We start from the raw sequence: 26123 nt of genomic DNA, 5'->3' as shown, positions 1-26123 counted from the left end.
CGATGGCCTGAGGATAACCGAACCGGGTGGCGTTTTGTGTTGCCTGGCCGGCCCGCTCGCGGGACAAGCCCCACACATATGGCCAGCGCTGAGGCTGGCCCAATCGCCGGCAAGCCGGCTCCCACAGGTATAGCGGTGTCTCTGAAAGCAGCGCAGGACAGGTGGGAGCCGGCTTGCCGGCGATGGGCGTTTTACAGCATCAGAACAATACCTTCGCCACGTCGGCGAAGCGCTTGGCGAAATGCACCGTCAACCCTTCGCGCAGGTAGTCGGGCAGTTCTTCGAAGTCACCGCGGTTGGCTTCCGGCAGGATCAGCTCGAAGATCTTCTGCCGGCGTGCCGCGATCACCTTCTCGCGCACGCCACCGATCGGCAGTACCTGCCCGGTCAGCGTCAGCTCGCCGGTCATGGCCACGCCTTTCTTCGGCGCCTGGTCGCGGGCCAGGGACAGCAGGGCGCTGGCCATGGTGATGCCGGCGCTGGGGCCATCCTTGGGCGTGGCGCCCTCGGGTACGTGCAGGTGGATGAAGGCTTCGTTGAAGAAGCTCGGGTCGCCCCCGTACTGCTTGAGGTTGGAGCTGACGTAGCTGTAGGCGATTTCGGCGGATTCCTTCATCACATCGCCCAGCTTGCCGGTGAGCTTGAAGCCACGGTTGAGGGTATGGATACGGGTGGCCTCGATCGGCAAGGTGGCCCCGCCCATGCTGGTCCAGGCCAGGCCTGTGATCACGCCCTTGCCGGCCAGCACCTGCTCGCTGCGGAACACCGGTATGCCCAGGGCCGGCTCCAGGTCCTTGGTGCCGATCTTGAGCTTGGCGTCGGGGTTCTCCAGAAGCTTGACCACCGCTTTGCGCACCAGCTTGCCCAGCTGTTTTTCCAGCTGGCGGACACCGGCCTCGCGGGCGTAGCCCTCGATGACCGTGCGCAGGGCGCTGTCGCTGATGCTCAGGCTGCTCTTGGCCACGCCGGCCTTGTCCAGTTGCTTGGGCCACAGGTGACGTTTGGCGATCGCCAGTTTCTCCTCGGTGATGTAGCCGGAGAGGCGGATCACTTCCATGCGGTCGAGCAGGGGGCCGGGGATCGAATCCAGGGTGTTGGCGGTGCACACGAACAGGACCTTGGACAGATCCAGGCGCAGGTCCAGGTAGTGGTCGAGGAAGTCGACGTTCTGCTCGGGGTCGAGGGTCTCGAGCAAGGCAGAGGCCGGGTCGCCCTGGTAGCTTTGGCCCATCTTGTCGATCTCGTCGAGCATGATCACCGGGTTCATCACCTCGACGTCCTTCAGCGCTTGCACCAGCTTGCCTGGCTGGGCACCGATGTAGGTGCGCCGGTGTCCCTTGATCTCTGCCTCGTCGCGCATGCCGCCGACGCTGAAGCGGTAGAACGGCCGGCCGAGGCTCTCGGCGATGGACTTGCCGATACTGGTCTTGCCCACCCCGGGCGGGCCCACCAGTAGCACGATGGAACCGCTGATCTCACCCTTCCAGGCTCCGACGGCGAGGAATTCGAGGATACGCTCCTTGATGTCGTCGAGGCCGGCATGATGCTGGTCGAGGACCTTGCGCGCGTGCTTGAGGTCGAGCTTGTCCTGGCCGTACACGCCCCAGGGCAGGGCGGTGGCCCAGTCCAGGTAGTTGCGGGTGACGGCGTATTCGGGCGAGCCGGTCTCGAGGATCGCCAGCTTGCCCATCTCTTCGTCGATCCGTTTTTTCGCCTGCTCCGGCAGGGTCTTGCCTTCCAGGCGTTGCTGGAACTGCTCGAGGTCGGCGCTGCGGTCGTCCTTGGTCAGGCCCAGCTCCTGCTGGATGACCTTGAGCTGTTCCTTGAGGAAGAACTCGCGCTGGTGCTCGCCGATCTGTCGGTTGACCTCGGCGGAGATCTCGTTCTGCAGGCGTGCGACCTCGACCTCCTTGCGCAGCATCGGCAGGACTTTCTCCATGCGCTTGAGCATCGGCACGCAGTCGAGCACTTCCTGCAACTGCGAACCGGTGGCGGAGGTCAGCGCCGCGGCGAAGTCAGTCAAGGGCGACGGGTCGTTGGGGCTGAAGCGGTTGAGGTAGTTCTTCAGCTCTTCGCTGTACAGCGGGTTGAGCGGCAGCAGCTCCTTGATCGCGTTGATCAGGGCCATGCCGTAGGCCTTCACTTCGTCGGTGGGCTCGGCCGGTTGGCGCGGATAGTCCACCTCCACCAGGTAGGGCGGGCGATGGTGCTTGAGCCAGGTGCGGATGCGCACCCGGGTCAGGCCCTGGGCGACGAACTGCAGCTTGCCGTTCTCGCGGCTGGCATGGTGGACCTTGACCAGGGTGCCGTACTGCGGCAGGGCCGAGGTGTCGAAATGGCGGTGGTCTTCGGCGGGCTCGTCCATGAAGAACAGCGCCAGGGCATGGTGTGGCGTCTTGGCCACCAGGTCGAGGGTTTCCGCCCAGGGTTCTTCGTTGACGATCACCGGCAGGACCTGGGCCGGGAAGAACGGGCGGTTGTGAATCGGGATCACGTAGACCTTGTCCGGCAGTTGCTGGCCGGGCAGGGCGAGGTGGTGGCCAGGTGTGGCCTTGGCTTCGAGGTGTTCGACTGTTTCGTGTTCGTCTGGGTGGTCCGGAAGATCCTGCTGGTCGCTCATGGGGCACCTGCGTGAATGACTATGGTGCTTAGATGGGGCGGTGGTTGGCAGGTTTCAATGGTAGACGAGAGGGAGGGTTTCATCCGTGCGTGACCTGCACGAGCCTCATCGCCGGCAAGCTGGCTCCCACAGGTATGGCGGTGTTTCTGAAAACAGCGCAGGACAGGTGGGAGCCGGCTTGCCGGCGATGAGGCGGTTCAGGCCAATGAGCCCCGCAGGCGGGGCTCGGGAACGTTACTCGGCCAACTTGTAGGCAATGATGTAGTCACCCATCTTGGTGCCCAGCGAACCATGGCCGCCAGCGGTGACCAGCACGTACTGCTTGCCATCCTTGCCGGTGTAGGTCATCGGTGTGGCTTGGCCGCCGGCCGGCAGGCGGCCTTTCCACAGTTCCTTGCCATTGTTCACGTCATAGGCACGCAGGTACTGGTCCAGGGTGCCGCTGAGGAAAGCCACGCCACCTGCGGTGACGATCGAGCCGCCCATGCTCGGTACGCCCACGGGCAGGCCGATCGGTACTGGGGTGCTGTCGCGGGTGGTGCCGTTCTTGTGCTTCCACACGACCTTGTTGGTGAACAGGTCGATGGCGGCCACATAGCCCCAGGCCGGCGCCTGGCAAGGCACGCCCAGCGGCGACATGAACGGGTGCATGATCACCGCGTACGGCGCACCGGTGTTCGGCTGCACGCCGCTGGTCTCGCTCTCGCGCTTGCTGCCGGCGGCGACTTTCTCACGCGGCACCATCTTCGAGACGAAGGCCATGTAGTTCGGCGAGGTGAACAGCAGCTGGCGCACCGGGTCGACCGAGACGCTGCCCCAGTTGAACACACCGACGTTGCCTGGGTAGACCAGCGAGCCCTGCTCGGACGGCGGGGTGTACTGACCTTCGTAGCGCAGTTCGCGGAACTGGATGCGGCACAGCATCTGGTCGAACGGCGTGGCGCCCCACATGGCCTGTTCGGTCAGCTCAGGGCCGAGCAGGTTGAGGTCCGAGCGGGCCTGGGTCGGCGAGGTGCGGTCGCCTTTCACTGCGCCCTGGGGTACCGGGATCTCGCGGATTGGCACGATCGGGGTGCCGTCGCGGCGATCGAGCACATACAGGCTGCCTTGCTTGGTAGGCACGATGACCGCCGGCTTGACGCCGTCGTCGGTCTTCAGGTGCACCAGGGTCGGTTGGCTGCCCACGTCCATGTCCCACAGGTCGTGGTGAGTGAACTGGTAGTTCCAGCGCGCCTTGCCGGTAGCCAGGTCCAGGGCGACGATGCCGGCGCTGTACTTCTCGGCGCCTGGGGTGCGGTCTGCACCCCACTGGTCGGGGGTCTGGTTGCCCAGCGGCAGGTAGATCATGCCCAGCTCTTCGTCGACGCTGGCGATCGACCACATGTTGGCCGAGTTGCGGCTGTACATCTTGCCGTCGGCCAGGGGCGCGGTGTCGTCCGGGTTGTTGCTGTCCCAGTTCCACACCAGGCGCCCGTCGTGCACATCGTAGGCGCGGATGACGCCGGACGGCTCGTTGGTCGACTCGTTGTCGGTCACGTGGCCGCCGATGATCACCAGGTCACGGGTGATCGCTGCGGGCGAGGTGGAGTAGTAGCCACCGGCGGTGAACGGGCCGATGCCGCGGGTCAGGTCGATCACGCCCTGGTTGGCGAAGCCTTCGCAGACCTTGCCGGTGTCGGCGTTGATGGCGATCAGGCGCGCATCGGCGGTGGGCAGGTAGAGGCGACGCGGGCAGGCCTGGGCCACGGCCTGGCCGGCCTCGGAGATCTTCGGCGCGGGGCTGCCGTCACGGCTGACATAGCGGTTCTCGTCGTAGTAGGAGACGCCGCGGCAGGTCATGTGGGCGAAGCCCTTGAAGGTGCCGACCGGGCTCTTGACCTGCGGGTCGTAGCGCCAGATCTCAGCGCCGGTGTCCGGGTCCAGGGCCAGCAGCTTGCTGTGGGCGGTGCAGGCGTAGAGCTTGCCATTGACCTTCAGCGGTGTGTTCTGGTTGGTCAGCTCCACCGGGTCGTTTTCCGTCGGCAGGTCGCCTGTGCGTATACGCCAGGCCTCTTCCAGGCGGTAAGCGTTCTGCGGGGTGATCTGGCGCAGCGGCGAATAGCGGTCGCCGTGTTCGGTACGGCCGTAGGCCTGCCACTCACCGTCCGGCATGGCCGGTGCGGCGCTGGCCATCTCGCTGCTCTCGCGGCCCAGTTCGCCGAACACTTCGCCCGGGTGGGTGAACTGGCTGCCCAGGGCGCTGGCGCCGGACGCGACGACCGCGACGCTCAACAGGGCTGTGTTGACCTTGGAGGAAGGACCGACCAACGGGCGACGGGCCCAGGGCAGCAGCAGCAGCACGCCGATGGCGAACCAGATGGCCAGGCGCGGCACCAGTTGCCACCAGTCCAGGCCCACTTCCCACAGGGCCCAGGCGGTGCTGCCCAGCAGCACCAGGCCGTACAGGCCCAGGGCGATGCGGCGCATGGCCAGCAGGAGGATACCGGACAAGGCAAAGCCAATGCCGGCGATCAGGTAGTACAGGGAACCTCCCAGCTGGCTCAGCTTGATGCCACCGGCCAGCAGGGCCAGGCCCATCAGCAACAGCAGCACGCCCAGAAGGCGCGGTAGCCAGCGGGTTCCATTCTTGGCACCGTCAGTGCTCATCGTATGTTCTCCGTAGGTCGAAGGGTGGGGTTAGAAACTGCTCTGGATCTTCAGGCCGCCGATCAGGGCGGCGTCGACCTGCGACACACCGCCCGGATGACGGATGTACTGCAGGTTGGGGCGTACGGTGAGCCAGTCGGCAAGGTGGATGCCGTAGTAGAGTTCGGCGCTGTATTCGGTGTCCTGCACGGGCAGGTAGCCGGGATTGTCGTAGTCGTCCAGGCCCGCGGCCTGGTTGATGAGGCGGGCATTCTTGCGGTAACCGGGGTTGACGTGCACGCGGGCGAGGGCGAAGCCGATGTCGTCCTTGGCGCGGGCATCGAAAGGCCCTTTGTACACCACACCTGCCTGAACATAGTTATCGATGGCATTGGTCTTCTTGTCGTGCATCGTGGCATTGGCAAAGAGGTTCAGGCCGCGGGACTGGTCGGAAGCCAGCGAGGTCACCTGCTGCTGCGCGCCGAGCCAGAAGCCATGCTTGCTCGAGCTGCTGCGGTAGGCCTGGCCGCTCAGGGCTGCTGGCTGGTCATCGCTGTCCTTCAGAACATCCTGTGCCTTGGCATTACTGTAGTAGTAGCCGGCGCGATATTCCCCTTTAAGTCCATTGACCCGTGGGCTCCATACCAGTTCGATCGGCATGACGGCGCCTTGGGTGCCGCTGCCGCTGAGCTTGAAGCCGTTGCCCGACTCCAGGTTCGAGGGGTTCTGCTCGAACACGCCGACCTGGGCGTAGAGCTCGTCGTTGAGGTTGTAGCGCACCCGCAGTGCCCACTGGCTGACCGGCCAGTTGTACCAGATGCCGCCCACCCAGTTGCCCACCTGGGAGCCGCAGAACGCCAGGTTCTGGAAGTCGCAGGGGAAGCTGTTGAAGTCCTCGCCTTCGCCGAAGCGGCCGAATTTCACATCCAGAGCGCCATCGAAGTACTTCTGCTTGATCCACAGCTGGGTCAGGCGCCAGGTTTCGCCGCGTCCCCAGACTTCCTGGGCCGAGGTGAAACCGCCGACACGCGGGTCGTTGATGCGGTCGTTGCTGATGTTCTGGCCGTGGCGTTCGGTGATGGTCAGCTGGAATTCGGTGTCGTGCCAGCCGAGGATCTTCTCCAGGTCCAGGTGGCTACCGAAGGTGAACTGGTCGCTGTAGCGCGCGGTGCGGTCATGGTCGTAGCCGCCATGCAGGTTGCTGCCCATTTCGCCGGTGTAGCCGAAGGTGAAGTCGTAGCCTTTTTCCAGCAGTTCGCTGCGGGTCCCGTTCCAGTCGCCGAGCATCCAGGGCGAGTCGCTGGCGAACATTTCATGGGCGCCGCTGGTGGAGGGCAGGCCACAGAGGAGGGTGGCGAGGGCAAGGCTCGAGAAGCGGATATTGGGCAGTTGGAACATGAGATAGCGCTATCTTTTTGATTATTGGGCAACGGCAATCGCATCGAACGGACGGGCCCTTCGATGGAAACGGCTGCAAGGTTCAGGGATGAAGCGTTTCAGCGTGCGGCGTGGAGGATATAGGGGAACTTGTAAGAAAAAAAGACAAAATGTCGCAGTGGATTGTTGCTTGGGGAGTAACAGTACGGCACCGAGCTGAGTGCAGGTAGTCCCTGTAGGAGCGGGCTTGTCCCGCGATCAGGCCCGACCTGATATCGTCGTCGCCTGGCAAGGGCTTCGCCCTCGATCGCGGCACAAGGCCGCTCCACAGGGGCAGCACAACGTCAGAACGAGGTGCGCAACCCCACCTGCACACTGCGCCCGGCCGCCGGCGCCACGTCCCGCAGGATCGAACTGGCATAGCGTACTGTCTGGTCGGTCAGGTTCTCGCCGCGTACGAAGGCCAGCCATTGGCTCTGGCCGATGTCGAAGCGGTAACCCAAGCTGGCGCCCAGGGTGGTGTAGCCATCGGTGCTGGTCTCGTTGGCGGGCTTGCGATGCTGCGAAGCGGCATGTTGCACGTCCACCCGTGCCTGCCAGCGGTCCCGTTCCCAGACCAACCCGGTGTTCAGGCGTAGCGGTGCGATGCGCGGCAGCGCTTCGCCGCTGTCGAGGTTCTTGGCGCGGGTGTAGTCGCCGGACAGTTCCAGGGCGAAGCTGCCGTAGCGGTTCTCGAGCAGTTGCCAGCGGTCCTGGGCCTCGATGCCGTAGAAGCGGGCCCGCACGCCCTGGTACAGGTACTCGGGCAGCTCGCCATGGTCATGTTCATGGTCGTGTCCCTCGTGGTCATGGTCATGACCTTCGCGCAGGTTGCCCGTGCCGATCAGGCCGATGTAGTTGCGGAAATGACTATAGAACACGCCGACACTGCCCTTATGCGTGCCATTGTCGAAGCGCAGGGCCAGGTCGGTGGAGAGAGCCTTTTCCTTGTCCAGGTTCGGGTCACCCACTTCATAGGCGCCCGTGGCGACATGGGCGCCATTGGCGTACAGCTCGTAGAAGGTCGGCGCACGCTCGGTATAGCCGAGGCTTGCGGCCAGCGACCAGACCGGGTCGAGCTGGTACACCGCGCCCGAGGACAGGCTGGCGGCGTTGAAGCTGGCAGTGCTGTCGGTGCCGATGAACGTTTCGTTGCCCTTGGCATCGGGGTCGACCCGTGTATGTTCCAGGCGTGCGCCGAGGCTCAGAGCCAGGCGTTCGCTGGCTTGCCACTGCTCCAGCAGGAACAGCGCCAGGCTGTCGGTATCGGTGTGCGGAACGAACGCTTCCTCGCCCAAGGCGGAGAATTCGTTGCGGCTGACCTGGGCGCCAATCACCCCCTCGAATGGCCCGAGCGGCTGGTGACGGGCTTCGAGGCGGGCTTCGTAGCCTTTGTTCTTGAAGGTGGTGTGGACTTCGCCGCTTTCGATCTCGCGGTGCTGGTAGTCGGTGTAGCCGGCATCGAACTTGACCGAACTGAACGGGCCGTCCAGGTCGCGTAGCTCGGAGGCGAAACCGTAGTGGTCCTGCTGCATGTCCAGGCGTACGCCCGGTTCGGCAACCGAGCCGTAATTGCTGTCATAGCGGCTGTAGGACAGGCCGGTATAGCCGTGGTCCCAGTGGTAGGCGCCGCCGATCGCGCCACCATCCTGGCGCCCATCGCTGTTTTCCAGGCGGTGCCGGCTGCCGGGCTCGTCGATATCGCGCACCTTGGAACTGCGAGCGTACCCGGGAATGCGCAGATCGTTGAACTGGCGGCTGTTGGCGTCCAGGTGCAGGGCGAAGGCGCCATTGCCCGCCTCGAGCTTGCCGGCACTGCTGCGGGTGGTGTCGGCGCCGCCGTAGCGTAGCTCGCCGGCCCCGTGCAGGCCCTCGATGGGTGCGTCGGGGATGCGGTTGTCGAAGGTATTGACCACCCCACCGATAGCATTGCCGCCGTACAGCAGGGCGGCCGGGCCACGGATGATCTCGATGCGCTCCACGTTCACAGGGTCCAGCGGCACGGCATGGTCGTAGGAGAGGGACGAGGCATCCAGGGCGCCGACGCCGTTGCGCAGGATGCGGATGCGGTCGCCATCCAGGCCGCGGATCACCGGACGGCTGGCGCCAGGGCCGAACCAGGTGGAGGCGACGCCGGGCTGCTTGTTGAGGGTTTCGCCGAGGCTGCCTTGTTGCTGTTGAAGCAAGGCGTCGCCTTCGAGGACGGTAGTGGGCGTGGCGAGTTCACGATTGCCCAGCGGGTTCGCGGTGATGACCTGGGGTTCGAGCTCCGCCGCCTGGCCGGGCGTGGAGGCGAGCCAGAGGGCAACGGCAAGGGGAGAAAGACGCAGCGGGATGTACAGCATGGGACTGTGGCGTTCCTTGGCAGAAATGACAGTTGTTACAATATAACATCACTATTCCAGCACAAACCGTTTCCCTCTGGCCAGCGGTTTTCGGCTCGCCACGCAACGCAGCAGTGCTCGGTAGCCCACCGGCCCACTACACTCGTGTAAGGTGCGCATCTTTACCCGCTGGAGCACAACCATGGGCACGGCCCAACACAACGCGCTGCATGGCAAGACCCTGGAGCAGATCCTTACCGAGCTGGTTGCCCACTACCAATGGCAGGGCCTGGCCGCGCGCATCGATATCCGTTGCTTCAAGAGCGACCCGAGCATCAAGTCGAGCCTGACGTTCCTGCGCAAGACGCCATGGGCCCGGGAAAAGGTCGAGCAGCTCTACGTGAAGTTGCAACGGGCGAGCTGAATGCGGCGACATCCCTGGCTGAGCTTGAGCGCATTGCTGGGCTGGAGCGGCCTTGCCATACAGGTCTATCTGGTGCTCTGGGCGCGTTGGCAGGAGCAGGCCAGCCTGGTCGGCGGGCTGATCAATGTCTTTGGTTATTTCACCGTCCTGACCAACACCCTGGTTGCCACGCTGCTCAGCTACGCGGCGTTCGGCCGGGCATCAGGCGCGCGGCGGTTCTTCCTGTCGCCCATGGTGGGCTCGGGTATCACTGCGAGCATCGTGCTGGTGGCGCTGGCCTACAGCGTGTTGCTGCGCCACCTGTGGCAGCCCCAGGGCTGGCAATGGCTGGCCGATGAACTGCTGCACGATGTAATGCCGCTGTTGTGCGTGCTGTACTGGTGGTGCAGGGTGCCAAAGGGCAGCCTGCGGTTGTGGCACCTGGCGGCGTGGAGCCTGTACCCAGCGCTGTATTTTGCCTATGCCTTGTGGCGGGGAAGTGAAATCGGCGTGTACGCCTACCCGTTCATCGACGTGACCAGCCTTGGCTATGGGCAGGTGATGCTCAATGCCCTTGGGGTGCTGGTCGGCTTCTGGGGGATCGGGTTGGTGTTGATCGGGCTGGATCGGTGGCAGGGGCGGCGTTTGGCGCGAGCCTGTTGAGGCGGCGCTGGCCCCATCGTGGGGCGAGCCCATTTCTACAGAACCGCACCGACGGCATTCTTCATTCGTCGTCGGCACTGCCGTCCAGGCGCCAGTAGGCTGCCGCTTTCAGCGCATCTTCACGCACGCCCTTCTCCAGCAACAGCGCCTTGGCCTGGCGGGTGAGGGTCTTCTCCAGCGCGACCCAGGTGTACAGCGCACCTTGCGGTAGTGCCAGGGTTTTCACCAGGGCCAGCAGGTCTTGCTCATGCCGGTGGACCCAGATCACCTCGACCTGCGCCTTGCTCGGCAACGACTGGCGCTCCTGCTCGTTCTCGACCTGGACCAGCACCAGCGCCTGGCGGCCGGCAGGTAATTCCTCCAGGCGCCGGCCGATAGCGGGCAGGGCGGTTTCGTCGCCGATCAGCAGGTAGCTGTCGAAGATGTCCGGCACCACCATCGAGGCGCGTGGGCCTGCTATATCCAGGGTCTGGCCGGGGGTGGCCTGGGCGGCCCAGGTCGAGGCGGGGCCGTCGCCGTGCAGCACGAAATCGATGTCCAGTTCGTTGGCCGCCAGGTCGATGCGCCGTGGCGTGTATTCGCGCATGGTCGGGCGGGCGCCGCCGTCACGGCCGAGGGTCCGGGCGTCGATGGCCCGTTGTTCGTCCGGGTTTCGGGCGAACAGCAGCTTGATGTGATCGTCGCTGCCGAGGCTGGTGAAACCTTGCAGTTCCGGGCCTGCGAGGGTGATGCGGCGCATGCGCGGAGTCAGGTCGATGACCCGCAGGACCTGCAGGCGGCGTTGGCGGATTTCGTGGTTGACGCGAACAATGGTGTCGCTCATGGGGTGTTCTCCATGACAGGTTCATCCGGGCCGGAGGCGATGGCCTTGGCCGTATCGTTGAGCAGTTTGCGCACGCGCTCGATTTCTTCGTTGCTCCAGTGCCCGCTGTGCATGTGCAGGGCATGGCGCAGATTGCCTACCGCCTCGTGGATTTCAGGCGGGCGGTCGTGGCCGCGCAGGGCGCGTTTGCTCACCTCGATGCGCATGCGTACGCCATCGAGCGCCACGGCCTGGTCGGCCAAGGCCCGGCGGCCAGCCTCGGTGATGGCATAGAGGCGCTTGCTGCCCTGCACGTGGCCTGTGATCAATTCGGCCTCTTCCAGGTAGTTCAGGGTGGGGTAGATGACGCCAGGGCTGGGGGTGTAGCTGCCGTCGAAGAGGCTTTCGATCTGGCGGATGAGGTCATAGCCATGACCTGGTTGCTCGGCCAGCATCGACAGCATGAGCAGCCTGAGATCGCCGGGGGCGAATACCCGGGGGCCGCGTTCGCCGCGGCTGGGGCGGCGCTCGAAGGGGTCGTGGTCACGCATTGGCGGGTGCCTTCGGGTTTAGATATATCGCAAGATATTACTCAAGATATATCTCAGCACAAGGCTCTAAATGCGGATAATTCTCATCAGTATTTTTGATAGATCCGACCCAATCGCCGGCTCAGGGGTGTCTACACCAGCAGCACCGGACTGGTGGGAGCCGGCTTGCCGGCGATGGGGCGCGAAGCGGCCCCTGTTTATTGCACACGAGCTGCCAGCTGCGGTGCCTTGCACTCGGTGGCGCTGCCTGGTTCCAGGTAAGGCATGAGAATCGGTGCCATGCCTTTGAGGACCTGCACCGGCAGGGCCGAGGTGAAGGTGAAGGCTTCTGCCGTGCGGCCCGGGACGAAGGCGGTAAGGGTGCCGAAGTGGTTCTCGCCCAGGAAGAACACGAAGGTGGCGGTGCGGTTAAGCGAGCGTGAGCCGATCAGCCGGCCGCCTGCACCGAAGCTTTCGATGCGGTTGTCACCGGTGCCGGTCTTGCCGCCCATGACCAGCGACGTACCGTCTTGCAGCTTGAAGCTGCCGGAAATGCGCCGTGCGGTACCGGCGTCCACCACTTGGGACATCGCCCCCTTGAGGGCCCGGGCCACCGCCACCGGGAGGATCCGCTGGCCACGGTCCGGGTCGCTGATCAGCTTGGTCTCGTAGGGCGTGTTGGCCGCGAAATGCAGGGTATCGATGCGCAAGGTGGGCAGGCGCACGCCATCGTTCTGGATGATGCCCACCAGTTCGGCCAGGGCCGCCGGACGGTCGCCGGAGCTGCCAATGGCGGTGGCCAGCGACGGCACCAGATGGTCGAACGGGTAGCCCACACGCTTCCAGCGCTGGTGGATGTCCAGGAAGGCTTCGATCTCGACCATGGTGCGGATGCGGCTGTCGCGGGCGCCCTTGTGGCGGCTCTTGAACAACCAGCTGTAGACCTCCTGGCGCTCGAAGCGGCTGGCGTTGACCATCTCGGTGAGCGAGGCGCCAGGATTCTTCAACAGGTAGCCCAGCAGCCACAGGTCCAGCGGGTGTACCTTGGCGATGTAGCCTTGGTCCGGCAGGTCGTACTTGCCCGGGCCGTAGGCGTCGTACATTTCCGACAGGCGCCCGTCGGTGAGCTTGGCCAGGGCCTTCTTGTCATTGGCGCTGTGGGCGCGGACGAAGGCGTTGAAGGTCTCCTGGCCCGCTTCGGGGAACAGGTAGCGGTGCACGGCGGCCAGGCGCTGCGGCGTCACGCGCATGCTGTCGAGGAAGGTGTCCAGGCGCTGCTGGGAGGTCTTGCGCTGGTACTTGCGCCAGAAACGCATCAGGTAGTTGGTGCCTTCCTTGTCGGCGAAGCGCGCCAGGTATTCCTGACGGCGTGGGTCGGAGTCGTCCTTGAGCAGTGGCTCGCGGTTGTAGGGCTGCTGGTAGGTGACGTAGCGCACCAGGTCGCGCATCAGGCGTATGAACGGCAGGTTGATCGATTCGCGCAGGGCATCCTTGAGGGTCGGATTGCGGCTGTTGTCTTCCTTGCGAAAGTTGTTGAACACGTGCATGCCACCGCCGGTGAAGAAGGCTTCGCCGGTGTTGGCCGAGTACTTGCGCTCGAGGGCCGCATCGAGCATCGCGTCGAGGTTCTGGTCCTTGCTGTTCTGCATCAGCCATTCCAGCGACCATTGGGTGATACGGTCGAGTTCGGCCACCGGCACTTTCTTCAGCTCGGCCACGGGCTTGCCGGCGTACTTGTCGTGCAACTCGGCGATGATCTCCAGGTAGGTGGTCAGTACCCGCAGCTTGGCGGTGGAGCCCAGCTCCAGCTTGCTGCCTTCGTTGATGTCGAAGGGCTGGTCGGTGCTGTCGGTCTGTACCCGTACCCGCGAGCCGTCGGCGGTGCGCTCGAACAGGGTGAAGCTGTAGCGCACCTGGTCGGTGGTCTTGGTGGTCAGCAAGCGTTCGCCGATCAGCCCCATCTGCGCGGCGAACTCGGGGTCGGAGAGGTTCTTCAGGTATTGGCTGACCTGCATCTGCAAGTCGGCCTGCAGGGTGCTGGTGGCGGACACGTCGAGCCGGTCCAGGTCGTACAGCGGGCGGTTGAGCATGGCCGCCAGGCGGTTGCGGGCCAGGCTGATGCCCTTGTTGGTGATGATCGGAACGATGGTCGGTTGGGCCACCCAGTCGCGATACACCGCCTTGCTGGCCAGCGCGGCATCGGCCAGGGGCCGGTCGATCACGCCGTTGGCGGCCAGCACGCGGATATGCGCATTGGTGAGCTCGGCCAGCTCAACCCGGCCCTTGGACAGGTAATGGGAGGGCCTGCGCTGGGCGATCATCAGCGACAGAACCTGGCGCAGCGCCAAACCCCGGGCAGCCATGCTCTCAGGGTCGGTGGCGGTGGAGGAGAGCACCTGGTTGACCTGGTCGAAGTCGGCGCCGTACCAGACCCGCAGGCCTTCGGCCATACCATGTACTTCGCCGTGGCCCGGCACCGCCGAGAGCGGCACGCTGTTGAGGTAGTCGCGGGCGATGCGCTCCCGTGCCTCGGTGGTGTCCGGCCCGCCCAGGTAGGCGCGCACGCTGGCGGAAATCATCTGGCGGATCTTCTCGGCGCCGGAGACGGTCAGGCCGTCCGGCGAATGGCGGTATTTCTCCAGTTGGGTCGCCAGGGTACTGCCACCGGCCGACTGGCCGGGCAAGGCCAGGTACTTGGCGACCTGGCTGTAGGCGGCCTTGGCGAAGCGCGGCCAGTCCACCGCCGGGTTGTTATGCGGGTCGTCGGGCTTGAGCAGGTCGCGGTTCTCGATGAACAGCAGGCTGTTGACCACCACCGGAGGGATCGAGGCGAAGTCCGGGTACAGGTGCTGAGGGTAGTTGTAGTGGTACAGGTCCTCGCCCCGGCAGTCGGTGATCGACAGGCCGGTCTGGATCTTTTCCACGTAGGGCACGAACAGGCCGTGCTCGACATAGTTCATCAAGGCCGGCGAGAAGCGCACCTGCTCGCTGATCAGATAGTCACGCTTGAGCAGGCGCGGCAGGAATTCGCCCAGTGCGCTGTAGCCCAGGCGTTTGTCGAAGGGCCCATCCCCTGGATACACGATGGCGTCGCTCGGGCCGGGTTCGAGCGAGTAGGTAAGGGTGCTGGCCAGCCGGCTGAATTCGCGCGCCTGCAGTTTCGAGGTGCGCATTTCGTCATAGGCGGCAAAGCCTATTGCGATGATCGCCAGCAGCACGATGAGCACGATCAGCCGCCACCACAGCCGACGCTGGCGTGGAGTCTTGGGCAATGGAGCCTCAGCCAGATGTGTCTCGGGTGCTTCCGTTCTGGTTGGTTCCGATTGCCACAGTGCGCCCATAGTCTTCAAATCCGGCCAGTTTTTTCGTCTTGCTTTGTCTGAAGCTTAGACGTTGGCAGGGTTTGGTGAAAAATTTGTAAGAAGCAGTGAAATCCTAGGTAGGAATATACGGCTTTGGTGCGGCTTCCATTCTTGGGCAATGTTGCTATGGTAGCCGCCCCCATTCTTCGCAAGGGTGGGGCGGAAGGAATTTATGCCTTCGGTGAAAGGGTTTTGGGCCGAGAATTCTCTCCAAATTTCCCTGTTTATATAGTGAAAAGCCCTACAGGCGGATTCCTATACTGCTCGACCCCTTCGTCCTGCCGTTCACCGGCGGACAGGCCGGCCCACGAGGCCCGCCCGGCAAGACGACGCCACGCCCATCGGCCTGGCCGGTTCTGCGCGAAGGTCAATCCAATAACAAAATGAGGTTGTATTGCTATGCCAGTCGGCAACCACCCTGCCCATGGTGAGACCGCCCAGGGCGGCCCACTCAAGCGCGAGCTGGGCGAACGGCACATCCGTCTGATGGCGCTGGGCGCCTGTATCGGTGTAGGCCTGTTCCTCGGTTCAGCCAAGGCCATCGAAATGGCCGGTCCTGCGATCATGCTTTCCTACATCATCGGTGGCCTGGCCATCCTGGTGATCATGCGCGCGCTCGGCGAAATGGCCGTGCACAACCCGGTAGCCGGCTCCTTCAGCCGCTATGCCCAGGACTACCTCGGCCCGCTGGCGGGCTTCCTCACTGGCTGGAACTACTGGTTCCTGTGGCTGGTGACCTGTGTCGCGGAAATCACCGCGGTGGCCATCTACATGGGTATCTGGTTCCCCGACGTGCCGCGCTGGATCTGGGCCCTGGCCGCCTTGGGCAGCATGGGGGCGATCAACCTGATCGCGGTCAAGGCGTTCGGCGAGTTCGAGTTCTGGTTCGCCCTGATCAAGATCGTCACCATCATTGCCATGGTCCTGGGCGGTATCGGCATCATCGCTTTCGGCTTCGGTAACGACGGCGTGGCTGTGGGTATCTCCAACCTGTGGAGCAATGGCGGCTTCATGCCCAACGGTGTGACCGGCGTGCTGATGTCGCTGCAGATGGTCATGTTCGCCTACCTGGGCGTAGAGATGATCGGCCTGACCGCCGGTGAAGCACGCAACCCGCAGAAAACCATCCCACAGGCCATCGGCTCGGTGTTCTGGCGCATCCTGCTCTTCTATGTCGGTGCGCTGTTCGTGATCCTGTCGATCTACCCCTGGAACGAGATCGGCAGTCAGGGCAGCCCGTTCGTGATGACCTTCGAGCGCCTGGGTATCAAGACCGCCGCCGGTATCATCAACTTCGTGGTGATCACCGCCGCACTGTCCTCGTGCAACGGCGGCATCTTCAGCACCGGGCGCATGCTCTACAGCCTGGCGCAGAACGGCCAGGCCCCGGCGCCCTTCGCCCGCACTTCGAAAAGCGGCGTGCCGCGCAATGCGCTGCTGCTGTCGATCGGTGCCTTGCTGCTGGGCGTGCTGGCGAACTACCTGGTGCCGGAGAAAGTGTTCGTCTGGGTGACCTCGATCGCCACCTTCGGTGCGATCTGGACGTGGGTGATGATCCTGCTGGCCCAGCTCAAGTTCCGTGCCGGCTTGTCCACCGCCGAGCGTCAGGCGCTGAAGTACCGCATGTGGCTGTGGCCACTGAGCTCCTACCTGGCCCTGGCCTTCCTGGTGTTGGTGGTGGGCCTGATGGCCTATTTCGAGGACACCCGTGTGGCCCTGTACATCGGCCCGGCGTTCCTGGTCCTGCTGACGGTGCTGTACTACGCGTTCCGCCTGGCGCCGAAAGACGCGCAAGGTGCGGCGAGCACCGCTTCCTGATCCCATGCCCTCGGGGCCGCTTTGCGGCCCATTCGCGGCACAAGGCTGCTCACAGGCGATTGCGTAGCCCTGTAGGAGCAGCCTTGTGCCATCAATGGAGTGGCTAGGGGCGGGTGATTTTCCGAGCTTGATGGCGAGCTAGCCCCTCAGCCAATACCACAAGGCTCACACCCAGCAGCGCCAGGTCCTTGATCAGGAAACTGCCCGCGCGATTGAGCCAGGGGAATCCGCCTGAAGCAGCCTCCCAGATCGGCACGGCCAGCATGATCGACAGTGTCGTGGCGAAGGTGAGCGTGCACAGCGCTCCACCGGCAATGGCTGCCCTGACCGACCATCGGCTGGCTATTAGCAGCATGGCGGCCAGTATCTCCACCACCCCCAGCAGGTGGGATGTCCCTGCCTCGCCAAATACTGCGTACAACCAGGCCAGCCAAGGCGTCTGGCTGATGAGCGGCTTGAGCGCCTCGACTTCGATGAAGGTGAACTTGAGCAGGCCGATCATCAACATGGGCATGACCACGCCCAGCACAGCGATGTGCCTGCCTATTTGCAGCAGTTGCTGCGGGAGCGATGCGGTACGGGTAACGGGAGAGGTCGGATTGTCGGTTGGGCTCATGATGCGCACTCCTGGATGAGAGGCACCGAGCGTGTCGTTCGCGGATTAACGACCATTTAACGGGTGGGTAGGATCTGGCCCTGCTTGTTGTAGGAATATTCTCTGAATTACCCGATGCACCTGTTCCCGGAACAGGCGCACCGGGCATGGTCGCCTCAGGCGGCTATTTCACTATGCGGCTCGAAACTGTCGGCCCGGGCCATCTGCCACATGCGTGAATAGAATTGCCCGTTGACCTCACCGGTGAGCAACTCGCCTGGCTTGAGGAACACGTGCATCTGCGAAAACAGCTTGATCTCGGTGGCGGAGATACGCCGCACCAGGTGCTTGGCCTCCAGCTGTGCCGGGTGTTCCAGGCCTGCCGCGGCAAGCATCTCGGCCAGGGCGCGCAAGGTGTTGTGGTGGAAGTTGAGCACGCGTTGGGCCTTGTCTGGTACCACCAGCGCGCGCTGGCGCAGGGCATCCTGGGTCGCTACACCGGTGGGGCATTTATTGGTGTGGCAGCTCTGCGACTGGATACAACCAATGGCGAACATGAAGCCGCGAGCCGCGTTGGCCCAGTCGGCGCCGATGGCCAGTACGCTGGCGATGTCGAAGGCGCTGACGATCTTGCCGCTGGCGCCGAGCTTGATCTTGTCGCGCAGGTTCAGGCCCACCAGGGTGTTGTGCACGAACAACAGACCTTCGCGCAATGGCACACCGATATGGTCGGTGAACTCCACCGGTGCGGCGCCTGTGCCGCCCTCCTTGCCGTCCACCACGATGAAGTCCGGCAGGATGCCGGTTTCCAGCATGGCCTTGGCGATGCCCATGAATTCCCAGGGGTGGCCCAGGCAGAACTTGAAGCCCACCGGCTTGCCGCCGGACAGCTCACGCAGGCGGGCGATGAACTGCATCATCTCGATGGGCGTGGAGAAGGCACTGTGGCGCGATGGCGAGATGCAGTCTTCGCCCATCAGCACGCCGCGGGTGGCGGCGATTTCCTCGGTCACCTTGTGCTTGGGCAGGATGCCGCCGTGGCCGGGCTTGGCGCCCTGGCTCATCTTGATCTCGATCATGCGCACCTGCGGGTCGCGCGCCTGTTCGGCGAAACGCTCGGGGTCGAAGCGCCCGTCCGGGGTGCGGCAGCCGAAGTAGCCTGAACCCAGCTCCCAGACCAGATCGCCGCCATTCTCGCGGTGGTAAGGGCTGATGCTGCCTTCGCCGGTGTCATGGGCGAAATTGCCGAGCTTGGCCCCCTGGTTGAGCGCTCGGATGGCGTTGGCGCTCAGCGAACCGAAGCTCATGGCCGAAATGTTGAAGATCGAGGCCGAGTACGGCTGGCTGCACTGCGGGCCGCCGACGGTCACGCGAAAGCTTGCTGGATCAGCCAGGGGCGCCGGGCGCATGGAGTGGCCGATGAACTCGAAGCCTGATTCGTATACGTCGATCAAGGTGCCGAAGGGCTTGTCCGACGCTTCGTTCTTGGCCCGGGCATACACCAGCGAACGCTGGGCGCGGGAGAAGGGCAGGGCATCGCTGTCGGCTTCGAGCAGGTACTGGCGGATTTCCGGGCGAATCGCTTCGACCAGGTAGCGGATGTTGCCCAGGATCGGGTAGTTGCGCCGCACCGCGTGGCGTTGCTGCAGCAGGTCGAACAGGCCGATCAGGCTAAGCACGGCGGTGGCGAGGGTGAACGGCCACAGCCATTCGTGGTGCAGGAAGGGCAGGCTCGCCAGGGTGAACAGGACACAGGCGGCGAAAAAGGCATAGCGACTGAGAAGTGACAGGCTCATACGGGGTCCTTGCGGATGGCTCGGTCAGGCTCAGGGCCTGGGCAGGCCCCGACCATAGCTCCATTGGGTAGCGCATTGCCAGCCGATAGCGGGCCGGGAAGATGAAAGATCAGTCATCGGCGCTGGCCTTTGGGAGCGGACTTGTCCCGCGATGCGGTCGTATGGATTCAGGCGATATCGCGCAACAGGCGCTGCCGCCAGGCCTCCTGCTCTGCGGACGATGCCTCCAGCAGATACTCGTAGCGCCCCGCCACCCGTGTGGCCACCGGCACGCCGTCGCGGTACAGCAGCCGGTTGCCGACCACCGCAGGCACCTTGCTGCCTGGCAACAGCGTCCCCAGCAGATTCAACGGATCACAGGCGCTGATCATCACCAGCCCGCCTTCCGCTGCCCGGCGTCGTACCTGGCGCAGCAGCGCGACCGCCTCCGGCAGGGCGAACTGCTCCCCGGCCAGCCCGGCAATGAATCGCCCGCCGCGGATTTCGCCCCGGGCCTCCAACCGGTGGTAGCAACGCAACAGGTCGCGCCAGGGAGGCAGCACGTCGCTCTCGCGCTCCAACAGGCGCCAGCAGATCACGCCGTAGCGGCGTAGCAAGGTCCGGGCAACGTGTTCCAGGCGTTGGTCGGCGTCCGGCATGGTATTGCCACGACGCAGCAACGCCCAGCGCCCAGCCTGAGCCATGTCGCTGGCCATCGGCGGGCGCCCGCGACGGCTGTTGCGTGAGGTGCGCTTGGCGGCGGGTGTGATCAGGCTGCGCAGGCCCGTGAAGCTGTCGGCTCCGACCAGCCCGGCGCCCACCAATTGCTGCAATGCGGTTTCCAGTTCGCTGGGCAGCAGGTGGGCTTCCTGGGTGAGCTCGTCGAAGAACAGGGCGCCCTGGGTCTGCAGTGTCTCGTACACCCGTTGCGCCCGTGGCGCCAGGTCATCGAGCGCGGGCATTGGTGCCAGGCTGCGCCAGAGGCCCAGGTACTCGCGCGGCAACAGTACCAGCGGTGTGCTGGACAGGGTGCTGCTGGACAGCGTCGTCGCCAGGCGGCTCCAGGCCCATTGGCCACTGCGGCAGGCATCGTCGAGCCAGTGCGGGCTGTAGTCCTTGATCCGGGCGGGCAGCAGTTCGGCCTCCCAGGCCCCAGCCGCGCTGGGAAAGCCTTGCAACTGGCCGAGTACTTCGGCCACTGCCTGCGGCCCTCTCAGGCGTTCGTCGGCCGCCAGGTGCTGCCAGTCGAACAGGAAGCGCATGTAGTCCTGCAGGGTCACCGGCTCGATTTCCCGACGCAGGCGCTTGACCGTGTAGCGATGGATGCGCGCCAACAGATGCCGCTCGCACCACTGCAGGTTCTGCTGGCCAGGGCTGAAGTGACCGCGAAGGACATAGCCTTCCACTTCCAGGCGGACCAGGGCCTGTTCGACATCACTGCCGGCCAGGCCCAGTGGTGCAGTAATCTGGGCCACCGTCAGCGGGCCGAAACCGCTGAGCCGCGCGCGCAACAGCTCGACCAGCGCGGTATCTCTTTGCAAAGGCTGGTCGAACCCCGGCAGCAGGCCCAGCGAAGGTTCCAGACTGGCATCTGGGTAGCACGCCAGCAGCAGGCTCAGGCGTTCGCGCGCCAGCCACAGGGCCGTTTCGCCGCTGCGCAGCAGGCACGCACGGCCTGCCTGGGCCAACGGGGCCAGCAGGCCTGGCCAGTCGTTGCCCTGGTGGATTTCCCCAGCAGTGATAGCGCCCAGGCTCATCAAGGCTTCGTGCATCTCGTCGGCATTGCCCGGTTGTGGCCAGGCCTCGGCCTGCACGGCGGCGATGGCCTCGATATCCAATGCCCCCAGGTCATCGCCACTGTGCACTTCGTTCCAGCGCCGGTTGAGTACCGCCTGGGTCCGGCGCTCCTCCAGCGGGGCATCGTCCAGGAAGGTATAGGGCCGGGCATTGAGAATGGCCGCAGCCAAGGGGGAGGGTGCGGGCAGGTCGCGGGCGAGCAAGCGTATCTCGCCCTGTTCCATGCGTCGCAGCAGGGCCAGCCAGCCTTCGCTGTCCATGGCCTCGTGCAGGCAATCGTCCAGGGTCTGTTCCACCAGCGGATGGTCCGGGATCTGCCGTTCGCCGGCGATGTTCTCCAGGCAGGCGATCTGGTCGGGGAACACCGCCGCGATCAGGTCTTCGCTCTTCATCCGCTGGATCTGTGGCGCCACCTTGCGCCCGCCGACATAACGCGGCAAGGCCAGGGCTACGGCGGCGTTCCAGCGCCAGCGCACGCCGAACAGTGGGGCGTCGAGCAGGGCCTGGACCAGGATCGGCTCGGCGCTGCGGCTGGCCAGGTAGCGCCAGACTTCATCGAGCTCGAAGCTGTGGCTGGTGGACAGCGACAGCACGATCGCGTCTTCGCTGGCCGCGGCCTGCAGCTCGAAGTTGAAGGTACGACAGAAGCGTTTGCGCAGCGCCAGCCCCCAGGCGCGGTTGATCCGGCTGCCGTAGGGCGAATGGATGATCAATTGGGTGCCGCCGGTTTCGTCGAAGAAGCGTTCCATCACCAGCGTTTCCTGCGAGGGCAGGGCGCCGAGCACCCGCCAGGCCTGCCCGAGATAGTCGAGCAACTGGCTGGCGCTGCCTTCTTCCAGCCCGAACGCCTGCTGCAACCACGCCAGTACCGGTTCGAATTGTCCGCCGCTGGCCTGCAAGCGTTCGTCGACCTGCGCCTGCAGGCGGGCGACGGCGGCGGACAACTCATCGCTGCGCCCCGGAGCCTCGCCGAGCCAGAATGGAATGGTCGGCGGTAGGCCATGGGCATCTTCGACTCGTACCCGGCCAGGCTCGACCCGCAGAATGCGATAGGACGCGTTGCCCAGTTGGAAGATATCGCCGGCAATGCTTTCCACGGCGAAGTCTTCGTTGACGCTGCCGATGTTCAGCGACTGGGGTTCGAGCAGCACGGCATAGTCGGCGGTCTCGGGAATGGTGCCGCCGCTGGTCAACGCCGTCAGCTGGCTGCCGCGGCGCCCGCGCAGGGTGGCGCTGACGGCATCGCGGTGCAGGTAGGCGCTGCGCACGCCCTGGCGGCCGTTGTAGCCCTCGGCGAGCATGCGCAGCAGCGCCTGGTAGTGCGCTGGGTCCAGCCCGGCATAGGGCATGGCCTGGCGCAGGCAGTCGTACAGGGCCTGCTCCGGCCAGGGCTGGTTGCTCACTTCGGCGACGATCTGCTGGGCCAGTACGTCCAGCGGTGCGCGGGGTATCTGCAGTTGATCGAGTTCGCCCTGGCGCACACCTTCGAGCAAGGCCACGCATTCGATTAGGTCGTCCCGCGAGGTCGGGAACAGCCGCCCCTTGGGGATGCCTTCGACCTGGTGCCCGGAGCGTCCGACACGTTGCAGAAACGCCGAGATCGAGCCGGGCGAGGCGATCTGACAGACCAGCTCGACTTCGCCGATGTCGATGCCCAGCTCCAGCGAGGCGGTGGCCACCAGCACCTGCAGCTGGCCTGCCTTCAGACGCTGTTCGGCTGCCAGGCGGTGTTCCTTGGCCAGGCTGCCATGGTGCGCCGCCACGGCATCCTGGCCCAGGCGCTCGCTCAGGTGCCGGGTCAGGCGTTCGGCCAGGCGCCGGGTGTTGACGAACACTAGGGTGGTGCGATGCTCTCGGGCGAGCGCGGCGATACGGTCGTAGACCAGGCCCCAGACATCGGTGGCCATTACCGCCCCCAGCGGTACCGGCGGGACTTCGATGGCCAGGTCGCGGTGGCGCGCATGGCCGACGTCGACGATGGCGCACGGACGCTGGTGACCGACCAGAAACTGCGCCACCCGCTCCACGGGGCGCTGCGTAGCGGACAGGCCGATGCGCCGCAGGGGCCGGCCGCACAGCGCCTGCAGGCGCTCCAGGGTCAGGGCCAGGTGACAGCCTCGCTTGTTGCCGGCCAGGGCGTGGATCTCATCGACGATCACCGTGTGCACGGCTGCCAGGCCTTTGCGGCCGGAGGCCGAGCCGAGCAGCACATAGAGCGATTCGGGCGTGGTCACCAGGATATGCGGTGCCAGCTTGCGCATGGCTGCGCGTTCTTTTTGCGGTGTATCACCGGTGCGCACGGCAGTGGTGATGCGCGGCGCCTTCAACCCTTGATCTCGCAGCGCCTGGCCGATGCCGGCCAGCGGCAGGTCGAGGTTCAGGCGAATGTCGTTGGACAGCGCCTTGAGTGGCGATACATAGACCACCTGGGTGTGCGGGGGCAGCTCGCCGCCATGCTTCAGGCCTTGGCGAAACAGCTCGTCGAGCACGGCCAGGAAGGCACTCAAGGTTTTGCCTGAGCCCGTCGGCGCAGCGAGCAGCATCGACTGGCCGGCGTGAATCAGCGGCCAGGCCCGGGCCTGGGCGTCGGTGACCGTGGCGAAGTGCTGCCGGAACCAGGCGCCGATGGCGGGGTGGAACAGGTCGAGCACGGGGTGCTGCTGGGCTGGGAGGTTCATGTGTTGTTTATGGCGGGTGAAGGTCGGGTTGGCAAGGGGCCGTTCGTCCTGGACCGTCTGCCGCGGCCCTTCTGTAGGAGCGGGCAGCTTGTCAGCCCCCGACGTGCATGGGATCCTTGCCCGCCGTCTTCCGTTGTCCAGCGAGCCCCTCAATGTCCAAGACCATCCGTATCGCCGCCGCCCTGCTGATCGACCCGCAAGGCCGTACCCTGCTGGTTCGCAAGCGTGGCACCCAGGCGTTCATGCAGCCCGGTGGCAAGATCGATGCTGGCGAGTCGCCCCAAGCGGCGTTGGTGCGTGAGCTGCATGAGGAGCTGGGGCTGCGGTTGGACCCCACACAAGCGGTCTATCTTGGCCAGTTCAGCGCACCGGCCGCCAATGAGCCAGGCTTTGAAGTCCAGGCCGAGCTGTTCCGGGTCGACAGCGCCGAGGACGTCGCCCCGGCAGCAGAGATCGAAGAAGTGGTCTGGCTGGCCGCTGATCAGGCCCCGGACCTTGAGCTGGCGCCCCTGACCCGCGACTTGATCCTGCCGCTCTATCGCCAGGTGCTCAACGCACCGCGCTGACGCCGTCGAGGGTCGAGAACGAGGTGTCCTTGGCCGTCAGCAGGAAGTCGCGCATGTACGGCGCATCGAGCATGTCGGTGCGCACCGCAGCGTGGAGCGTGGCGAACAGGCCCTTTTCGCCCAGCCGCTTGCCCTTGACGTAGCCCCGCGAGCTGTACTCGTGCAGTGCCCAATGGGGGATGCCGCATACGCCACGGCCGCTGGCCACCAGTTGCATCATCATCACGGTCAGCTCCGAAGTGCGCACCGCAGCCGGCTCGATATCGGCCGGCTCCAGGAAGCGGGTGAAGATGTCCAGGCGGTCGCGCTCCACCGGGTAGGTGATCAGGGTCTGGTCCAGCAGGTCCTGGGGCACGATATAGGGCTTGCCGGCCAACGGGTGCTGGTTGGCCACGGCGAGCATCGCCTCGTAGGTGAACAGTGGCACGTAGGTGATGCCGGGCAGGTCCACCGGGTCGGAGGTCACCACCAAGTCCAGGTCGCCACGGGCCAGGGCCGGCAGTGGGGCGAAGGCGAAGCCTGAGGCCAGGTCGAGCTCCACTTCCGGCCAGGCGTCGCGGAACTGGTCGATGGTGGGCATCAGCCACTGGAAGCAACTGTGGCATTCGATGGCCATATGCAAGCGCCCTGCAGTGCCGCCCGCCAGGCGTGCGATATCACGCTCGGCACCACGCAGCAGGGGCAGAGTGGCGTCGGCCAACTGCAGCAGGCGCAGGCCGGCGCTGGTGAAGCGGATCGGCTTGGACTTGCGCACGAACAGGGTCATGCCCAGGCGCTCTTCCAGTTCCTTGAACTGGTGCGAGAGGGCCGACTGGGTCAGGTGCAGGCGTTCGGCGGCTTCCACCAGGCTGTCGGCCTCGCGCAGGGCATGAAGGGTTTTCAGGTGGCGGATTTCCAGCACAGATGACTCCGGGGGTAACACTGGACAATGGGTGCAGATGCTTGAGTTTCCCTCATGTTGTGCGTTGCTGTCGAGTACGGCGCAGATGACCGCCCGGCAGCCTTAATCAAACTGTCATGGTTTTGTGGCAGCGCGCTCGAAGGGATTTCATCAGACTCGCGCTCTACTGGGGATCTGCATTCTGGTGTTTCTTTCATGCGGGCTTTATTGGTCTTTTTATTCTTGTTGGTCAGTGTGCCAGCCGCTGCGGCGGCTCAGCGCTGCGACGCCCAGGTGCCGGTGCAACGGGCCGAGCTGGGCGAGCTGAGCGTGGTCTACCAAAGCGTCGGTGCGCCGTCGGACCCTGTATTGCTGCTGGTCATGGGCCTGGGGGGGCAGTTGATCCATTGGCCCGACGATGTGGTCGAGGCCCTGTGCCGGCAGGGTTTTCGCGTCATTCGCTACGACAATCGCGATGTCGGCTTGTCACGCTGGAACCAAGCGCCGGCCTCGGCCAGCCTGACCGTAGAATTGCTGCGCTACAAGCTGGGGTTGCCGGTGGTTGCACCCTATACCTTGACCGATATGGCCACCGACGGCTTGCGGCTCATGGATGCGCTGGAGGTGGAGCAGTTCCATGTACTGGGGGTCAGCATGGGTGGCATGATCGCCCAGCATCTGGCAGCCATGGCCCCACAGCGCGTGCGTAGCCTGACGCTGGTGATGTCCAGTTCCGGCGACGCAGGCCTGCCGGCGCCCAGCCCGGCGCTGGTGCAACTGTTGGCGCGCCGCGATGCGCCCAACCGGGCTATGGCCATCGAGCACCAGGCCGACCTGCTGGCCGCCTTGGGCAGCCCCGATATCGCCGACGAGCGCGCAGCGTTGCTGCAACAGGCTGCGGACGCCTATGACCGGGCGTTCAACCCGGACGGCGTCAAGCGCCAGATCATGGCGATCCTCGCCGAGCCCAGCCGGGTGGCGCTGCTCAACCAACTGCGCGTGCCGACGTTGGTGGTGCACGGCACGGCCGATCCGCTGTTGCCGGTGATGCATGGGGTGCACCTGGCGGCGCATATCCAGGGCAGCCAGCTGCGATTGATTCCGGGCCTGGCCCATCGCTTCCAGGAGCCGTTCAAGGGGCCGTTGCTGGCGGCGGTGCTGCCTTACCTGAAATCGCATCGCCAAGCGCCAAGGCACGTGGCAGGGCTTCTGTAACCGGACCGTCACAGACCCTGTAGGAGCGGCCTTGTGCCGCGATTGGGCCGCAAC

Annotated in this window: 16 protein-coding genes; 5 read left to right on the top strand and 11 right to left on the bottom strand. The window is 64.9% G+C overall.

The genetic code is table 11. The features are described 5' to 3' along the window. Window positions 1–199 precede the first annotated feature (199 nt). The 4 genes from lon to AC1MHZ_RS09200 all read right to left on the bottom strand — a co-directional run bounded on the left by lon (window position 200) and on the right by AC1MHZ_RS09200 (window position 9006). A complete protein-coding gene (gene lon / locus AC1MHZ_RS09215) occupies window positions 200–2620 on the bottom strand; it encodes an endopeptidase La (RefSeq protein WP_084855963.1) in 2421 nt (806 codons plus the stop codon). 234 nt (window positions 2621–2854) lie between these two features. Next, entirely contained in the window at window positions 2855–5266 is a 2412-nt protein-coding gene (locus AC1MHZ_RS09210) for a glucose/quinate/shikimate family membrane-bound PQQ-dependent dehydrogenase (RefSeq protein ID WP_465001775.1), read from the bottom strand. A gap of 30 nt (window positions 5267–5296) precedes the next feature. Beyond that, window positions 5297–6643, bottom strand: a complete 1347-nt coding sequence (locus AC1MHZ_RS09205) for a carbohydrate porin (RefSeq protein WP_482966285.1) — start codon at window positions 6641–6643, stop codon at window positions 5297–5299. 323 nt (window positions 6644–6966) lie between these two features. After that, a complete protein-coding gene (locus AC1MHZ_RS09200) occupies window positions 6967–9006 on the bottom strand; it encodes a TonB-dependent receptor (RefSeq protein WP_482966284.1) in 2040 nt (679 codons plus the stop codon). A 181-nt stretch (window positions 9007–9187) separates the two neighbouring features. Between AC1MHZ_RS09200 and AC1MHZ_RS09195 the strand changes: the two genes are divergently transcribed. Beyond that, window positions 9188–9409 carry a VF530 family protein gene (locus AC1MHZ_RS09195; RefSeq protein WP_084855971.1) on the top strand — a complete coding sequence of 74 codons (222 nt, stop codon included), beginning with the start codon at window positions 9188–9190 and terminating at the stop codon, window positions 9407–9409. Then, complete coding sequence (locus AC1MHZ_RS09190) at window positions 9410–10051, top strand: Pr6Pr family membrane protein (protein WP_084855973.1); 642 nt, start codon at window positions 9410–9412, stop codon at window positions 10049–10051. A 61-nt stretch (window positions 10052–10112) separates the two neighbouring features. On the opposite strand, the gene AC1MHZ_RS09185 is transcribed toward AC1MHZ_RS09190, so the two are convergent. The 3 genes from AC1MHZ_RS09185 to AC1MHZ_RS09175 all read right to left on the bottom strand — a co-directional run bounded on the left by AC1MHZ_RS09185 (window position 10113) and on the right by AC1MHZ_RS09175 (window position 14724). Beyond that, on the bottom strand, window positions 10113–10874 hold the full coding sequence (locus AC1MHZ_RS09185; RefSeq protein ID WP_084855975.1) for a siderophore-interacting protein: 762 nt from the start codon (window positions 10872–10874) through the stop codon (window positions 10113–10115). Next, entirely contained in the window at window positions 10871–11404 is a 534-nt protein-coding gene (locus tag AC1MHZ_RS09180) for a PadR family transcriptional regulator (RefSeq protein WP_084855977.1), read from the bottom strand. Before AC1MHZ_RS09180 ends, AC1MHZ_RS09185 begins: the two co-directional genes overlap by 4 nt. Before the next feature lie 197 nt (window positions 11405–11601). Next, window positions 11602–14724 carry a transglycosylase domain-containing protein gene (locus AC1MHZ_RS09175; protein ID WP_084855979.1) on the bottom strand — a complete coding sequence of 1041 codons (3123 nt, stop codon included), beginning with the start codon at window positions 14722–14724 and terminating at the stop codon, window positions 11602–11604. A gap of 420 nt (window positions 14725–15144) precedes the next feature. Between AC1MHZ_RS09175 and AC1MHZ_RS09170 the strand changes: the two genes are divergently transcribed. Beyond that, window positions 15145–16563, top strand: coding sequence for an amino acid permease (locus AC1MHZ_RS09170; protein WP_084855981.1), 1419 nt, complete (start codon window positions 15145–15147; stop codon window positions 16561–16563). A gap of 103 nt (window positions 16564–16666) precedes the next feature. Here AC1MHZ_RS09170 and AC1MHZ_RS09165 read toward each other — a convergent pair whose 3' ends face one another. From AC1MHZ_RS09165 to AC1MHZ_RS09155, 3 genes are all read right to left on the bottom strand, one after another. Continuing rightward, window positions 16667–17179, bottom strand: a complete 513-nt coding sequence (locus AC1MHZ_RS09165; RefSeq protein ID WP_482966283.1) for a YkgB family protein — start codon at window positions 17177–17179, stop codon at window positions 16667–16669. A gap of 155 nt (window positions 17180–17334) precedes the next feature. Beyond that, complete coding sequence (locus AC1MHZ_RS09160) at window positions 17335–18954, bottom strand: FMN-binding glutamate synthase family protein (RefSeq protein WP_084855985.1); 1620 nt, start codon at window positions 18952–18954, stop codon at window positions 17335–17337. 167 nt (window positions 18955–19121) lie between these two features. Then, a complete protein-coding gene (locus AC1MHZ_RS09155; protein ID WP_482966282.1) occupies window positions 19122–23408 on the bottom strand; it encodes a DEAD/DEAH box helicase in 4287 nt (1428 codons plus the stop codon). Between the two features lie 152 nt (window positions 23409–23560). On the opposite strand from AC1MHZ_RS09155, the gene AC1MHZ_RS09150 reads away from it, so the two are divergent. Beyond that, window positions 23561–23974 carry an NUDIX hydrolase gene (locus AC1MHZ_RS09150; protein ID WP_084855988.1) on the top strand — a complete coding sequence of 138 codons (414 nt, stop codon included), beginning with the start codon at window positions 23561–23563 and terminating at the stop codon, window positions 23972–23974. On the opposite strand, the gene metR is transcribed toward AC1MHZ_RS09150, so the two are convergent. Then, window positions 23958–24875 (bottom strand): transcriptional regulator MetR, encoded by a 918-nt coding sequence (gene metR / locus AC1MHZ_RS09145; protein WP_084855990.1) that lies wholly within the window; start codon window positions 24873–24875, stop codon window positions 23958–23960. The genes AC1MHZ_RS09150 and metR overlap by 17 nt on opposite strands. 195 nt (window positions 24876–25070) lie before the next feature. On the opposite strand from metR, the gene AC1MHZ_RS09140 reads away from it, so the two are divergent. Beyond that, window positions 25071–26069 (top strand): alpha/beta fold hydrolase, encoded by a 999-nt coding sequence (locus AC1MHZ_RS09140; protein ID WP_482966281.1) that lies wholly within the window; start codon window positions 25071–25073, stop codon window positions 26067–26069. Window positions 26070–26123 lie beyond the last annotated feature (54 nt).

This window comes from Pseudomonas sp. FA-1 (assembly GCF_056856075.1).
Note: the sequence above shows the minus strand (reverse complement) of the source record. Positions and strands in the feature narration are given on the sequence as shown.